Consider the following 14,325-nt stretch of genomic DNA (forward strand, 5'->3'; position numbering starts at 1 on the left):
GCATCTGCAGCATGTTATTTTTACGTTTTATATAACGATTAATTAGCGATGCAAATTCATAAAACCCTGAAACCGATTTTTGTGACCAGGTTCAAGTGTGTGGGCCCGGAATGTTTAATTTCCTGCTGCCGCGGCTGGACAATTTCCATTGATAAAAAAACACATCAAAAATATCTTTCATCAACGCATCCTGGTATCGCTGCAATAGCCAAAGACAATCTGATTCTGCAGCGTAAAGGCAAAGTAAATTATTCCCGTATTAAACTGGATGAAAAAGGGGAGTGTCCGTTTATCGATGAAAATAAGCTTTGTATGGTACACCGTGATTTAGGTGAAAGTGCCTTATCGCACACCTGCAGTACTTATCCCCGAAGCTCAACCCGCTATCTGGATGAAACTCGCCACAGCATGACCCTTTCATGTCCGGAAGTGGTCAGGCGGGTTCTCTTCGACCCCGACGCGATGTTATTGCAGGAGCAGGATGAACTGCTGGCCGTTTATAAAACCAATCTGATTGGTCAGCGCCAGTCTATGCCTCAAAGCAGCCAGGTCATTCATCTCCTTGCGTGGAAAATAATCCAGTCGCCAGCGAGGAATGTTGAAGAAAATTTGATGGCGCTGGCTCAGTTGATCCTGACCTTACAGCATGTGAACTTCGATTTGCACAATCAGTATGAGCAGGTTGAACGCTTTTACGAAGCCTTGCTGGAAGCGTTGCAGAGCGGTAAATCGCTGCTCTCTGAAAGCAATGTCGGGCGATCAAATGCGATGAAATATCTGGCGTTGTCGATCCTCGGCACGAACGTGGCGCGAGATTCTGCACGGGATGGGTATATCAACGAAGGGCATCGGCAAATTGCTGACTTTTTGAATTTCAGCCATGACAGCGATCCCGCCAGGCTGGCGCAGAAATTCGACGCGATTAACCAGCAGTGGGGGAAACTTTGCCAGGAATCCTGTCTGTCAGAGCCGTACGTATTACGCAACTATCTGTTGTACAAACTCTACAGCGGCTATTTCCCGGGTAAGAATACCGCCACCATTATGCGTCAGTTTTATCGCATCGTTCTGGACTTTTTCTACCTGAAAGTTTTCCTGAGCGTCAAATCAATGGATGAACAACTGGACCAGCAGATGGTCATGAAAACCATCGCCAGCTTCTCAGAAAAGACCCTGCACAATCAGACCATTGATGCCCGTATGGATTTTGCTATCGATAAGATTAACGGTGGGGACGACCTCTCGTGCCTGCTGCTCATTGGCTAACGTATAACGAGGCTCGCCGTGGCGAGCCTCTTTTTCCTCAGACGTTTACTGCCGTGATTAACCGCGTCTTCATGGTCTGATAAGACGACGCCGCAAAGTCTTCCGCCCAGCGTTGGTCTTCAATCGCCTCAAGCTTAACCGCACAATACTTGGTTTCTGGGGTTTTGGAGACCGGGTCAAGGTTATCCTGCGTCAGTTCGTTACAGGCACCAATCCACCACTGGTAGGTCATATAAACCGCACCGGCGTTGATGCGCTCGCTGATGCTGGCACGGGTAATGACTTTGCCCCGACGGGAATGCACCCACACCAGCTGTCCGTCTTTAATGCCCAGGTTGTCCGCATCAAGGGGGTTCATTTGTACACGGCCTGGTTCGTCGGCAAGGCTTTGCAGCGCGGCGCAATTGCCGGTCATTGAACGGCAGGAGTAGTGGCCGACCTCACGCACGGTGCAGAGCACCAGCGGATACGTTTCGTCCGGGATCTCGGCAGGCGCGCGCCAGGCTGCCGCAAAAAGCTGGCCTTTGCCGCTCGGCGTATCGAACTGGTTATCTTTATAGAGATACGGCGTCCCCGGGTGATCGAGCGTTGGACACGGCCATTGCACATGGCCCATTTCACCCATTTTTTCGTATGTCACGCCATAGAACAGCGGACAGAGCTCGCGCATCTCGTCCCAGATCTGCTGGTTGGATGCGTAATGCATCGGATAGCCCATTTCGGTAGCAAGCAGGCTGATGATCTCCCAGTCACGTTTCACGTTGCCGCTGGCCTCAATGGCTTTACCGAAACGCTGGAAACCACGGTCGGCACAGGTAAAGACGCCACCGTGTTCTCCCCACGATGTGGCAGGTAACAGAACATCCGCCACTTCCGCCGTTTTCGTCATAAAGATGTCCTGAACCACCACGAAATCGAGTGCTTCAAAACCGCGGCGCACCAGCCCCAGATCGGCTTCAGTCTGCAGCGGATCCTCGCCCATGATGTAATAGGCTTTTACCTTGCCTTCCAGCGCAAGGTGAGGGACTTCGGTGATACGCGTTCCAACCTCTTTGTCCATAATCCCGACATCGATTCCCCAGGCAGCGGCGAATTTCTGCCGGACCGCCGGGTTCGTAACGTCCTGATACCCCGGGAACATATTGGGCAGAACGCCCATATCACACGCGCCCTGAACGTTGTTTTGACCACGTACTGGCCCAACGCCGACAGCAGGTCGACCAAGATTTCCGGTCAGCAGTGCCAGGCTGGAGAGACCTTTGACCACGTCTACAGCCTGACCAAACTGCGTTACGCCCATGCCCCACATGACGGTGGCGGAAGGCGCAGCCGCGAACGTCCGCATCGCCTGACGCACATCCCGGGCTGGAATGCCGGTGAGATGTTCGACGTTTTCGGGCGCGTAGTCTTTGACCGTTTCCCGATAAGCGTCAAGCCCTTCGGTGAAGCGCGCGACGTAGTTTTTGTCGTACAGCTCCTCTTCCAGAAGGACATAGCCAAACGCATTGACCAGCGCCATGTTGCTGCCGTTTTTCAGCTGCAGGTGCTGGTCGGCAATGCGTGCGGTTTCAATGCGACGGGGATCGCAGACGATGATTTTCGCGCCATTTTCGCGGGCTTTTAAGACCCGACGGGCGACGATGGGGTGCGAATCGGCGCAGTTATAGCCAAACACCAGCAGGCATTTTGAGTTTTCAATATCGTTAATGGAATTGCTCATTGCACCGTTGCCGAGAGTTTCCTGTAACCCGGCAACAGAAGGGCCGTGACAGACGCGCGCGCAGCAGTCCACGTTGTTGGTATTCAGCACCGCACGGGCAAATTTTTGCATCACATAGTTCGTTTCATTCCCTGTTCCCCGGGAGGAACCGGTGGTCATGATGGACCGTGGGCCATACTGCTCTTTTATGCTCCTGAGTTTATGGGCGGTATAGCGGATAGCCTCTTCCCAGGTGACGGGGGTAAAAGCCTCTCCCTTGTGGTAGCGGATCATGGGCTGAGTCAGACGGGGGGTAAGCAGACGCGTATCGTTCAGGAAGTCCCAGCCATAAAAGCCTTTCAGGCACAGGGTGCCCTGGTTTGTTACGCCTTCGGCCGCTTCGGCACGGAGGATACGGTTATTTTCGACGACAAGGTTTAATTTGCAGCCTGCACCACAGTAGGGGCAGACGCTGGCGATTTTTTTCATCAATAACAGACCTGTTAAGAAATGAAGCAAAGTTGACTGGATAGCCCAGTCCCGTAAACGGGAGTAAGCAGGAACCATGCCACATTTACTTTGTAGGTTTTACAGGGTGTTATACGAGGAGGGAACGTGTCATCGTCAGCCCGATCGTCAGTTTTGACGATGACACGTTAGCCTTCACAGAGGGGAGGGTTTTTAGAGATCGTCCATGGTGTGACCCACAACGATTTCCAGGGTCTTACGAATGACATCTGCCTGCACAACGTCGTTTGTGGATTCCAGCGTCTGGATCAGCCACAGAATGATCGCTTTATTGGACAGGTGTCCTTCAGAAGCCAGAACACAGCGTACTGCAGTAGAAAAAACAGCGGACTCTTCAGCAAAACGATCGCCTGCGTGACGGAAATATTCCGACAGCGCGCTTTCTAAAAAAGCGGAATGGTATTCGGGTTGAAGCTGAATATTTTGTCTCATTTGTTCTCACCGTAGCTGTAAAATTGCAGTCAATGTATTTTCCTGGGATCGGACGGTTTTCCATTTCCAAATAACGGCACTACATTGTCTCTTTTAACGTTGAGAGATCCCTCTCTATCGGTTCGTCCTTGCGCGGTTCTGCGACGTTTCAGGGCGATGTTGTTTGAACCGATGTCGGCAATCACCATCGCAAGTGTCTCCCGCCGCTGGGGATCCTTTTCATGCGCTTTCATATCACGCAGACGCTGGACCAGAGCTTCGGTTGTGACGGGGCCTCGCTCTTTCAAAAGAGAAAGAACGGCTTCACCGATAAGCTGGTCAATCAGTCGGTCTGCATCACTGCTGTTCATAACATTACCGTTCGAAAAGCAGACCAAGCAGCATGTGGTAATGCTGTTCCTCTTCAGGCCCATCGGCCTTTTCGAGGCGGCTTAAGAGTTTGGTACAGAGCGATTTGCGATTCAGATTTCGCCCGTCGCTAAGAATCTCAACCACGACCTGACCAAGCGTCTCCTGTTGGGTAGGAAGCGCGGCCTTCTCGAAGTAGTGCGCGATCGCTGCTGCTGAATCTGCGACATAGTCCTTCTGCTGCATGTTTCGCTCCTGTAAAAAAATGTAATCACTAACGTTACATTTAAGGTATACACAATTTCAAAATCTGTACATAGAAAATGTACAATTTTTTAAAATAATTGTGATATATTTTATAAATTCTATGTTTATCAGGCGGTTGGGTCATAAAAATGAAGCATTTCCGTTACAGAATATATTGTACAATACGCACGGTGATGGATAAGTTGTACAACGCAGGAAACGGATGCATTAGGTGCCGTAAATGATTGAGATGTAAATTATTTGTCACGTAATTAATATGCTATAACAGATGTTTACCGACGTGTTTTTGTGGCCAACCCCTAACCCCCTTCAGGATAAGCATGCTTACAACCATCATATACCGCAGTCATATCTGCGAGGACGTTCCAGTGAAAGCGCTGGAAAACATGGTAGCTGCTGCAAATAGTAAAAACCGGCAATCCAATGTCACGGGGATCTTGCTGTTTAACGGCACGCATTTTTTTCAGTTGCTCGAAGGCCCTGCGGAAAACGTTTCATCCATTTACGAGCAGATTTGCCAGGACACGCGCCACCATAACGTGGTGGAGCTGATGCGCGATCACGGCCCCTCCCGACGCTTCGGCAAGGTTGGCATGGAGCTTTTTGACTTGCGTCAGTTCGACAGGGAAGAGGTGCTTCAGCAGGTTCTCGACAAAGGCACCAGCAGGTATCAGCTGACATATAGCGATCGCGCCCTGCAGTTTTTCCGCACTTTCGTGGAGGCCACGGAAAAAGCCAACTACTTTGAACTGCCCCCTGCAGATGCCTGGGATTTTATCCCGGAAGAGACGCCTTTATCGGCGCAACCGGAGGTGGTGGCTAAAGGCGCGGATTGCAGCTTTGCGTTCCAGCCTATCGTGGATCCGTTTATGCAGCAGGTCGTCTCCTGGGAGGCCTTGATCCGCACGCCCACCGGTGAATCGCCCGGAACCTATTTTGCCCAAATTCCTCGTGAAGAGGTGTACGCCTCTGATTTGAAAAGCAAGCAGGTTGCGCTCTCCATGGCGAGCGCTCTGGGATTACAGGATCAGACATTATCCATTAACCTGCTGCCCATGACGCTGGTCAACGTGCCTGGCGCCGTGGATTTCCTGCTGACGGCCATTGACGCGAATGGCTTTGTGCCGGAGCAGATTGTGGTGGAATTCACCGAGAGCGAAGCGATTTCCCGTTTTGAAGAGTTTACCCATTCGGTCAGGCAGCTAAAAAGTGCCGGTATCAGCGTAACCATCGATCACTTTGGTGCCGGTTTTGCCGGTCTGCAGTTACTGGCGCAATTCCAGCCTGACAGAATTAAGATTAACCGCGATCTGGTCGCGAATGTGCACAAAAGCGGCCCGCGGCAGGCCATCATTCAGGCGATTATCACCTGCTGTTCCTCGCTGGAGATCCAGTTCTGTGCCGTCGGCGTTGAGAAGCCTGAAGAGTGGATGTGGCTGGAGTCTGCAGGCATTTCCCAGTTCCAGGGGCATCTGTTTGCCAGCCCGCGTCACGGGGGAATTCCGGCGATCGCGTGGCCAGAGAAGAAGTTTGAATTTTGAGAAAGCTGTACATAAACCTGCAAGCTTGACTGTACGCGCGGCAAAATTTGTACAACAATACATTAACGGGTGAAGGAACTTGTATACCCTTCACCCGCTCAAAAAGAGGCCTTAGTTATACAAATGGTTTGTACAATCTGATAAGGTTGGTCTGGTTGGGTATGGAAGTTCTAAGCGTGAGGGAGTTAATGGCCTATTACAGTATCGGCGAAGTGGCCGAACGATGCGGTATCAACCCCGTTACGCTGCGTGCCTGGCAGCGCCGTTATGGATTGTTGAAGCCGCAGCGAAGCGAAGGGGGCCATCGTCAGTTTGACGATGAAGATATCCTGCGTATTGAAGAGATCAAACGCCTGATGAAAAGCGGCGTTTCGGTCGGCAAAGTCAAAGGCTTGCTGGAAAACAAAGAAGTGATGACTCAGGGTAACTGGGCATCAATCCAGGAAGAGATGATGACGGTTTTGCGTTATGCCAGCCCGGCAAAGCTGCGCGCCAAAATAGGCGAATTCCGCCGCGATCACGCGATGGATGCGCTTATCGATAATATTATTTCTCCCGTTCGTCAGCGAATGAATCAGGATCAAAATACGGTGCGACATATGGCGAGCCTGCTTGACGGTGTGCTGATAGAGTTTGCTGTCGCAAGCCTGGCGGAGTCACGTAAGAAAGCCGGTAAAGATGCTCTGCTTATTGGCTGGGAGTGCGATGACCGGACCCACCTGTGGCTTGAGGCTGCGCGTCTGGCACAAAAGGGGTGGCATATTGACGTGCTGGCCGACCCGATTGATTCCCCTCGTCCGGAGCTTTTTCCTGGGCAAAGAATTTTCGTCTGGACCGGTAAAGCGCCGACGCCGCGTCAGCAGGAACTGCTTGACCACTGGCGTGAACAGGGTTTTGTTGTCTCCTTTCATCATTAATTTCCGCAGGCCTTGAAGGCCTTTTTTTTTTGCTCGTCGTTCCCCTGGATAAAATCTATCTTAAAAATAGGCATTTCCGATGCATATTTTACTTTTCCCCTTTACTCCGCTTTTCTGATTCGATAACCCATTATTTTTCAAAGTATTGAACAATTAAATCCATCCCGCCCGCATCCGCTGACAGGGTCTATGCTTAATAAAAGTATGCAAAAAGGGCGATTTAGCCCAATGCCCCTGCTGACAGAGGGTTGAAGTGATAATCGTTATCACTAACATGGTGTTATGCCCTGGGGCTTATTAGATGAGGTGGACCTATGGAACTGCATTCAGAAACCTTCAATCCTGCCGACTTCGCCTGGCGTGGCTTAACGCTCACGCCAGCGGCGGCGGCACATATTCACGAACTGGTGGCGAAAAAGCCAGAGATCCTCGGCGTGCGCCTGGGGGTGAAACAGACCGGCTGCGCAGGATTCGGTTACGTGCTCGATACCGTCACAGAACCCGAGAAAGATGATCTGGTATTCGAAACTGACGGCGCAAAATTGTATGTCGCCCTGCAGGCCATGCCGTTTATTGACGGCACGGAAGTGGACTACGTACGTGAAGGTTTAAACCAGTTATTCAAATTTCATAACCCGAAAGCCCAGAACGAATGTGGGTGCGGCGAAAGCTTTGGGGTATAGGCGGTACTATGTCACGTAATACTGAAGCAACGAGTGATGTTAACACCTGGAGCGGCGGCCACCTCAATTATAAAGAGGGGTTCTTTACCCAGCTGCAGACCGATGAACTGGCGAAAGGCATCAATGAAGATGTCGTCCGGGCGATCTCGGCCAAACGCAATGAACCTGAGTGGATGCTGGAGTTTCGTCTGAGCGCCTTCCGGGCCTGGCTGGAAATGGAAGAACCTCACTGGCTGAAAGCGCATTATGACAAGCTGAACTATCAGGATTACAGCTACTACTCTGCGCCATCCTGCGGGAGTTGCGACGACACCTGCGCCTCACAGCCTGGCGCGGTGCAGCAAACCGGTGCGGACAACAGCTTCCTGAGCAAAGAAGTGGAAGAGGCGTTTAACCAGCTGGGTGTGCCCGTTCGCGAAGGGAAAGAGGTGGCGGTGGACGCCATTTTTGACTCCGTCTCAGTGGCGACAACCTACCGTGAAAAACTGGCAGAGCAGGGGATTATTTTCTGCTCCTTCGGCGAAGCGATTCACGAGCACCCTGAGCTGGTGAAAAAGTACATCGGCACCGTGGTGCCAAGTAACGATAACTTTTTTGCCGCGCTTAATGCGGCGGTAGCGTCTGATGGCACCTTTATCTACGTGCCAAAAGGCGTTCGCTGCCCGATGGAGTTGTCGACCTATTTCCGCATCAACGCGGAAAAAACCGGTCAGTTCGAACGCACCATTTTGGTGGCCGATGAAGGCAGCTACGTCAGTTACATTGAAGGGTGCTCCGCACCGGTCCGTGACAGCTACCAGCTTCACGCCGCGGTGGTTGAAGTCATCATTCATAAAGATGCCGAGGTGAAATACTCCACGGTGCAGAACTGGTTCCCGGGCGATGGCAACACCGGCGGTATTCTGAACTTCGTGACCAAGCGTGCGCTGTGCGAAGGCGAAAACAGCAAAATGTCCTGGACCCAGTCGGAAACCGGCTCTGCGATCACCTGGAAATACCCGAGCTGTATTCTGCGTGGGGATAACTCGATCGGTGAGTTCTACTCCGTGGCCCTGACCAGCGGCCATCAGCAGGCAGATACGGGTACCAAGATGATCCACATCGGTAAAAACACCCGATCGACCATTATTTCCAAAGGCATCTCCGCCGGGCACAGTCAGAACAGCTATCGTGGGCTGGTCAAAATCATGCCGACGGCCACCAATGCCCGAAACTTTACCCAGTGTGACTCGATGTTAATAGGCGCAGACTGCGGGGCACACACCTTCCCGTACGTTGAGTGCCGTAACAATACCGCCCAGCTTGAGCACGAGGCGACGACGTCACGTATTGGGGAAGATCAGCTCTTCTACTGCCTGCAGCGCGGGATCAGTGAGGAAGATGCCATCTCAATGATTGTGAACGGCTTCTGTAAGGATGTGTTCTCTGAACTGCCGCTGGAATTTGCCGTTGAAGCCCAGAAACTCCTCGCCATTAGTCTTGAACACAGCGTCGGTTAAGGAAAGCACATGTTAAGTATTAAAGATTTACAGGTTAGTGTGGAAGACAAAGAGATCCTGCGTGGTCTCAATTTTGACGTCAAACCGGGTGAAGTCCACGCCATTATGGGGCCCAATGGCTCCGGGAAAAGTACGCTCTCCGCGACGCTGGCAGGACGCGAAGATTACGAAGTGACCCACGGGTCGGTCGAGTTTAACGGCAAAGATTTGCTGGAGATGTCGGTGGAAGAGCGGGCCGGTGAAGGTATCTTTATGGCCTTCCAGTATCCGGTGGAGATCCCGGGGGTGAGTAACCAGTTCTTTCTGCAAACGGCGCTGAACGCGGTACGTAAATATCGCGGACTGGAGGCGCTGGACCGCTTTGATTTCCAGGACCTGATGGAAGAGAAGATTAAGCTGCTGAAAATGCCGGAAGACCTGCTGACCCGCTCGGTCAACGTCGGTTTTTCAGGCGGTGAGAAAAAGCGTAACGACATTCTGCAGATGGCGGTCCTTGAGCCTGAACTGTGCATTCTGGATGAAACCGACTCCGGTCTGGATATCGATGCCCTGAAGATTGTCGCCGACGGGGTGAACTCCCTGCGCGACGGCAAACGCGCGTTCATCATTGTCACTCACTACCAGCGTATTCTGGATTACATCAAGCCGGATTACGTCCATGTGCTTTACCAGGGGCGTATTGTGAAATCCGGTGATTTCACGCTGGTTAAACAACTGGAGGAGCAGGGTTATGGCTGGCTTACCGAACAGCAGTAATGCGCTCCAGCAGTGGCACCGTTTGTTTGAAGCGCAGGGCAATACGCGCTCGGAACAGGCGCAACAGCACCTGCAGCAGATGCTGCGTCTCGGTTTGCCGTCACGCAAGCAGGAGAACTGGAAATACACGCCGCTTGATGGCCTGCTGAACGGCGAGTTTGTCACCCGCCTGGCAGACATCAGCCCGGCGCAGCGTGATGCCCTGGCATTGACCGTGGATGCCGTGCGTCTGGTCTTCGTCGATGGTCAGTTCCGCCCTGAGCTGAGTGACAGCATCCAGGATAGCGGGTTTGAGATTGCCATTAACGATGACCGTCAGAACCTGAGCGCCCCGGTACAGCCCGAGGTCTTCCTGCATCTCACCGAGAGCCTGGCGCGGAGCGTGACGCATATTCGCGTTAAGCGTAACCAGCGTCCGGTAAAACCGCTGCTGCTGATGCACATCACCCAGGGAGCAGACGGCGACGAGATCAACACTGCTCACTACCGCCACCATCTTGAGCTGGCGGAAGGGGCGGAGGCCACGGTGATTGAGCATTACGTCAGCCTCAACGAGGCCCGGCACTTTACCGGGGCGCGTTTGACAATGCATGTTGCCGCCAATGCCCAGCTTCACCATATCAAACTGGCGTTTGAAAACCCGCAGAGCCACCACTTTGCGCATAACGACATGCTGCTAGGACAAGATGCCGCGGCATACAGCCACAGCTTTTTGCTGGGCAGCGCGGTACTGCGCCACAACACCAGCACGCAGCTTAACGGCGAGAATACAACGCTTCGCATCAACAGCCTGGCGATGCCGGTTAAAACGCAAGTGTGCGATACACGCACCTGGCTTGAGCACAACAAAGGCTACTGTAACAGCCGCCAGCTGCACAAAACCATTGTCAGCGACAAAGGGCGGGCGGTGTTTAACGGCCTGATTAACGTGGCGCAGCACGCGATTAAAACCGACGGGCAGATGACCAACAACAACCTGCTGTTGGGACGCCTGGCGGAAGTGGACACCAAACCACAGCTTGAAATCTATGCTGATGACGTGAAGTGCAGCCATGGCGCGACGGTTGGGCGAATTGATGACGAACAGATGTTCTATTTACGCTCCCGCGGTATCGACCAGCAGGCGGCGCAGCAAATGATTATCTATGCGTTTGCCGCTGAACTGACGGAAGCGCTGCACGATGGCCTGTTAAAACAGCAGGTGTTGGCCCGTATCGGGCAGCGTCTGCCTGGAGGCGAAGCATGAGTTTTCCCGTAGAGAAAGTACGGGCAGATTTTCCGGTTCTGACCCGTGAAGTGAACGGTCTGCCCCTGGCGTATCTGGACAGTGCGGCCAGCGCGCAGAAACCGAATCAGGTGATCGAAGCGGAAGCGGAATTCTACCGCCACGGTTATGCCGCCGTGCACCGGGGGATCCACACCCTGAGTGCGGAGGCGACCCAGCGTATGGAAAATGTGCGTACCCAAATCGCCACTTTCCTCAATGCACGCTCGCCAGAGGAACTGGTGTTTGTGCGTGGTACCACCGAGGGGATCAACCTTGTTGCCAACAGCTGGGGCAACGCGCAGGTCCACGCGGGGGATAACATCATCATCACCCAGATGGAGCACCATGCCAATATCGTACCGTGGCAGATGCTCTGTGAGCGTGTCGGCGCGCAACTGAGGGTGATCCCATTGAACGTTGATGGCACCCTGCAGCTTGGGCAACTTGACGCGTTGCTGGATGCGCGTACGCGGCTGGTGGCCGTGACCCAGGTTTCTAACGTGCTGGGAACCGAGAACCCGGTGGCAGCGATTATTGAGAAAGCCCACCAGGCTGGCGCGAAGGTGCTGATTGATGGTGCGCAGGCGGTCATGCACCACGCGGTCGACGTCCAGGCGCTGGACTGCGATTTCTACGTCTTCTCCGGGCACAAGCTCTATGGGCCGACCGGGATTGGCGTGCTGTACGTGAAAGAAGATATTCTGCAGGCGATGCCACCGTGGGAAGGGGGCGGCTCGATGATCGCGACCGTCAGTCTCTCAGAGGGGACCACCTATGCACGCGCACCGTGGCGCTTTGAAGCTGGCACGCCGAATACCGGCGGGATTATCGGGCTGGGGGCGGCCATCGCCTATGTCACGTCTGTTGGCCTTGACGCGATTCAGGAGTACGAACACCTGCTGATGCACTACGCGCTGCAGGAGCTTGCCAGCGTACCGGCGCTGACCCTGTATGGTCCGGCGGACCGCCAGGGGGTGATTGCGTTCAATCTCGGTAAACACCATGCATACGATGTGGGCAGTTTCCTCGATAACTACGGCGTGGCCGTGCGTACCGGACACCACTGTGCTATGCCGTTGATGGCGTTTTACCAGGTGCCGGCGATGTGCCGCGCATCGCTGGTGATGTACAACACAACGGAAGAGGTCGACAGACTGGTGGCGGGGCTTAAACGCATTCACCAGTTGCTGGGCTAACGGAGAGGCGAAAGATGGCAGATTTGCCGGATAAAGAAAAATTACTGCGTAACTTCGGGCGTTGCGCAAACTGGGAAGAGAAGTACCTCTATATCATTGAACTGGGCCAGCGTTTACCACCGCTCAGCGAAGAGGCACACAACCCGGAAAATATTATTCAGGGCTGTCAGAGCCAGGTCTGGATTGTGATGGATCAGACGCGCGACGGCGTGATCGAATTACAGGGCGACAGCGATGCCGCTATTGTGAAAGGGCTTATTGCGGTGGTATTTATTCTCTATCACCAGATGTCAGCGCAGGATATTGTCGCTTTTGATGTCCGCCCGTGGTTTGAAAAAATGGCCCTGACCCAACACCTCACCCCGTCCCGTTCCCAGGGGCTGGAAGCGATGATTCGCGCCATCCGCGCCAAAGCTGCAATCCTTAGCTAGACTTACAAAACAGCATTCATTCTGTTTCGCGAGGTGGTTCCCGCCTCGCTGGTTTTTCAGCTTTCTGGCATCCGGCCAGTGAATAAGGAATCTCAGCATGAAGCGCGCGTCTCTAATAACTCTATTACTCCTGGGTTCGCTCGGTGCTCTTAATTCGGCCCGCGCGATGGATTACCCGTTGCCGCCCGCAGGCAGCCGTCTGATTGGGCAAAATCAAACCTACACGATACAGGAAGGGGATAATAAACTTCAGACCATCGCTCGCCGGTTTAATACTGCAGCACAGCTTATCCTTGAAGCCAATAATACTATTGCGCCGGTAAACCCTGCGCCGGGGACGGTGATCACGATCCCTTCGCAGATGCTGTTGCCCGACACGCCCCGTGAGGGGATTGTCGTGAACCTGGCGGAGCTGCGGCTTTACTACTTCCCGCCGGGCGAAAACATCGTTCAGGTTTTCCCTCTCGGCATTGGGCAACTAGGACTTGAAACGCCGGTCACCACCACCCGGGTCAGCCAGAAGATCCCTAATCCTACCTGGACCCCAACACCGGGCATCAGAGCGCGCTCTCTGGAGCAGGGTATTAAATTACCGCCCGTGGTCCCGGCCGGGCCAAATAACCCGCTAGGACGCTTTGCATTGCGTTTAGGCGTGGGTCACGGGGAATACCTGATCCACGGCACCAGCGCACCGGACAGCGTCGGCCTGCGGGTCAGCTCCGGCTGTATGCGCATGAACGCGCCGGATATCAAAGCGCTGTTTGAGCAGGTGCGGGTCGGCACGCGGGTGCAAATCATTAATGAGCCGGTGAAGTTCTCCGTCGAGCCTGACGGTAAACGCTATATTGAAGTGCATCGTCCGCTGGCGCAGGTTGAGGGTGAAAACCCCCAGATGACACCCATTTCGCATTCCGCAGACTTTGCGACGTTTGTCTCGCAGTCAGGAAGTGATAAAGCGCTTATCGATAAAGCCTTGTCACGCCGCGCGGGGATCCCGGTAGCCGTGTCGGCCGATAACGGCGCGTCAGCGCGTCAGAACGTGTTGTCAGTACAGAACAGTCGGACATCCGCTGCGGTCGCGGAAGATGACGGTGAGAAGGTGACGCAGTAGGGGTTTGACGCAGACAAAAAAAATGGCGCACAATGTGCGCCATTTTATTAACAGGTACTATTACTTACGGTATTTAGTTGCCTGGTTGTCCAGACGCTGGTTAGCGCGAGCTGCGTCGTCTTTAGCAGCCTGAACGTCGGAACGCATTGCGTTCACGTCGTTGCTCAGCTGGTCAACTTTAGCGTTCAGAGTCTGAACGTCAGAAGACAGCTGATCGATTTTAGCGTTGCTGGAGCAACCAGCCAGCAGAGTAGAACCCAGGATTACCGCGCCCAGTACCAGTTTAGTACGATTCATTATTAATACCCTCTAGATTGAGTTAATCTCCATGTAGCGTTACAAGTATTACACAAAGTTTTTTAGGTTGAGAATATTTTTTTGATG

General features: G+C 53.3%; 15 protein-coding genes. 10 read left to right on the forward strand and 5 right to left on the reverse strand.

Going from position 1 to position 14,325, the window contains the following annotated elements:
- Positions 1–48 precede the first annotated feature (48 nt).
- Entirely contained in the window at positions 49–1,266 is a 1,218-nt protein-coding gene (fliB, locus tag HV340_RS09365; protein ID WP_047357325.1) for a flagellin lysine-N-methylase, read from the forward strand.
- A gap of 37 nt (positions 1,267–1,303) precedes the next feature.
- Here the strand turns inward: fliB and fdhF are convergent, their stop codons facing one another.
- From fdhF to ycgZ, 4 genes are all read right to left on the reverse strand, one after another.
- Complete coding sequence (gene fdhF, locus HV340_RS09370) at positions 1,304–3,454, reverse strand: formate dehydrogenase subunit alpha (RefSeq protein ID WP_020884370.1); 2,151 nt, start codon at positions 3,452–3,454, stop codon at positions 1,304–1,306.
- A gap of 192 nt (positions 3,455–3,646) precedes the next feature.
- Positions 3,647–3,925 (reverse strand): biofilm development regulator YmgB/AriR family protein, encoded by a 279-nt coding sequence (locus HV340_RS09375; protein WP_014169732.1) that lies wholly within the window; start codon positions 3,923–3,925, stop codon positions 3,647–3,649.
- A 29-nt stretch (positions 3,926–3,954) separates the two neighbouring features.
- Positions 3,955–4,275 (reverse strand): hypothetical protein, encoded by a 321-nt coding sequence (locus HV340_RS09380; protein WP_020884369.1) that lies wholly within the window; start codon positions 4,273–4,275, stop codon positions 3,955–3,957.
- Between the two features lie 4 nt (positions 4,276–4,279).
- Complete coding sequence (ycgZ, locus tag HV340_RS09385) at positions 4,280–4,519, reverse strand: regulatory protein YcgZ (RefSeq protein WP_020884368.1); 240 nt, start codon at positions 4,517–4,519, stop codon at positions 4,280–4,282.
- Between the two features lie 341 nt (positions 4,520–4,860).
- Here ycgZ and HV340_RS09390 point away from each other — a divergent pair, with 341 nt between their 5' ends.
- The 9 genes from HV340_RS09390 (at position 4,861) to HV340_RS09430 (ending at position 13,941) form a co-directional block, all read left to right on the forward strand.
- A complete protein-coding gene (locus HV340_RS09390; RefSeq protein ID WP_014169734.1) occupies positions 4,861–6,081 on the forward strand; it encodes a diguanylate phosphodiesterase in 1,221 nt (406 codons plus the stop codon).
- A gap of 188 nt (positions 6,082–6,269) precedes the next feature.
- On the forward strand, positions 6,270–6,998 hold the full coding sequence (locus HV340_RS09395; protein WP_020884367.1) for a MerR family transcriptional regulator: 729 nt from the start codon (positions 6,270–6,272) through the stop codon (positions 6,996–6,998).
- A 314-nt stretch (positions 6,999–7,312) separates the two neighbouring features.
- Positions 7,313–7,681, forward strand: coding sequence for a Fe-S cluster assembly scaffold SufA (gene sufA / locus HV340_RS09400; RefSeq protein ID WP_008500631.1), 369 nt, complete (start codon positions 7,313–7,315; stop codon positions 7,679–7,681).
- Between the two features lie 8 nt (positions 7,682–7,689).
- Positions 7,690–9,180 carry a Fe-S cluster assembly protein SufB gene (gene sufB / locus HV340_RS09405; protein ID WP_020884366.1) on the forward strand — a complete coding sequence of 497 codons (1,491 nt, stop codon included), beginning with the start codon at positions 7,690–7,692 and terminating at the stop codon, positions 9,178–9,180.
- A 9-nt stretch (positions 9,181–9,189) separates the two neighbouring features.
- On the forward strand, positions 9,190–9,936 hold the full coding sequence (gene sufC / locus HV340_RS09410) for a Fe-S cluster assembly ATPase SufC (protein WP_020884365.1): 747 nt from the start codon (positions 9,190–9,192) through the stop codon (positions 9,934–9,936).
- Positions 9,911–11,182, forward strand: a complete 1,272-nt coding sequence (gene sufD, locus HV340_RS09415) for a Fe-S cluster assembly protein SufD (RefSeq protein ID WP_181216481.1) — start codon at positions 9,911–9,913, stop codon at positions 11,180–11,182. The genes sufC and sufD overlap by 26 nt, the downstream gene beginning before the upstream one ends.
- Positions 11,179–12,399: a cysteine desulfurase SufS gene (gene sufS / locus HV340_RS09420; protein WP_181216482.1), complete on the forward strand. Its 1,221-nt coding sequence runs from the start codon at positions 11,179–11,181 to the stop codon at positions 12,397–12,399. Before sufD ends, sufS begins: the two co-directional genes overlap by 4 nt.
- Positions 12,400–12,413: 14 nt before the next feature.
- On the forward strand, positions 12,414–12,830 hold the full coding sequence (gene sufE, locus HV340_RS09425; protein ID WP_032681178.1) for a cysteine desulfuration protein SufE: 417 nt from the start codon (positions 12,414–12,416) through the stop codon (positions 12,828–12,830).
- A gap of 97 nt (positions 12,831–12,927) precedes the next feature.
- Positions 12,928–13,941, forward strand: coding sequence for a L,D-transpeptidase family protein (locus HV340_RS09430; RefSeq protein ID WP_020884361.1), 1,014 nt, complete (start codon positions 12,928–12,930; stop codon positions 13,939–13,941).
- A gap of 60 nt (positions 13,942–14,001) precedes the next feature.
- Here HV340_RS09430 and lpp read toward each other — a convergent pair whose 3' ends face one another.
- Entirely contained in the window at positions 14,002–14,238 is a 237-nt protein-coding gene (lpp, locus tag HV340_RS09435; protein ID WP_001082307.1) for a murein lipoprotein Lpp, read from the reverse strand.
- Positions 14,239–14,325 lie beyond the last annotated feature (87 nt).

The sequence above is a fragment of the Enterobacter sp. RHBSTW-00975 genome (assembly GCF_013615235.1).
GTDB lineage: Bacteria > Pseudomonadota > Gammaproteobacteria > Enterobacterales > Enterobacteriaceae > Enterobacter > Enterobacter ludwigii.

Excerpts from the sequence above, each read along its gene's own strand:
- fliB (WP_047357325.1), top strand. The coding sequence starts at position 49 with ATGCAAATTCATAAAACCCTGAAACCGATTTTTGTGACCAGGTTCAAG.
- fdhF (WP_020884370.1), bottom strand. The coding sequence starts at position 3,454 with ATGAAAAAAATCGCCAGCGTCTGCCCCTACTGTGGTGCAGGCTGCAAA.
- HV340_RS09375 (WP_014169732.1), bottom strand. The coding sequence starts at position 3,925 with ATGAGACAAAATATTCAGCTTCAACCCGAATACCATTCCGCTTTTTTA.
- HV340_RS09380 (WP_020884369.1), bottom strand. The coding sequence starts at position 4,275 with ATGAACAGCAGTGATGCAGACCGACTGATTGACCAGCTTATCGGTGAA.
- ycgZ (WP_020884368.1), bottom strand. The coding sequence starts at position 4,519 with ATGCAGCAGAAGGACTATGTCGCAGATTCAGCAGCAGCGATCGCGCAC.
- HV340_RS09390 (WP_014169734.1), top strand. The coding sequence starts at position 4,861 with ATGCTTACAACCATCATATACCGCAGTCATATCTGCGAGGACGTTCCA.
- HV340_RS09395 (WP_020884367.1), top strand. The coding sequence starts at position 6,270 with ATGGCCTATTACAGTATCGGCGAAGTGGCCGAACGATGCGGTATCAAC.
- sufA (WP_008500631.1), top strand. The coding sequence starts at position 7,313 with ATGGAACTGCATTCAGAAACCTTCAATCCTGCCGACTTCGCCTGGCGT.
- sufB (WP_020884366.1), top strand. The coding sequence starts at position 7,690 with ATGTCACGTAATACTGAAGCAACGAGTGATGTTAACACCTGGAGCGGC.
- sufC (WP_020884365.1), top strand. The coding sequence starts at position 9,190 with ATGTTAAGTATTAAAGATTTACAGGTTAGTGTGGAAGACAAAGAGATC.
- sufD (WP_181216481.1), top strand. The coding sequence starts at position 9,911 with ATGGCTGGCTTACCGAACAGCAGTAATGCGCTCCAGCAGTGGCACCGT.
- sufS (WP_181216482.1), top strand. The coding sequence starts at position 11,179 with ATGAGTTTTCCCGTAGAGAAAGTACGGGCAGATTTTCCGGTTCTGACC.
- sufE (WP_032681178.1), top strand. The coding sequence starts at position 12,414 with ATGGCAGATTTGCCGGATAAAGAAAAATTACTGCGTAACTTCGGGCGT.
- HV340_RS09430 (WP_020884361.1), top strand. The coding sequence starts at position 12,928 with ATGAAGCGCGCGTCTCTAATAACTCTATTACTCCTGGGTTCGCTCGGT.
- lpp (WP_001082307.1), bottom strand. The coding sequence starts at position 14,238 with ATGAATCGTACTAAACTGGTACTGGGCGCGGTAATCCTGGGTTCTACT.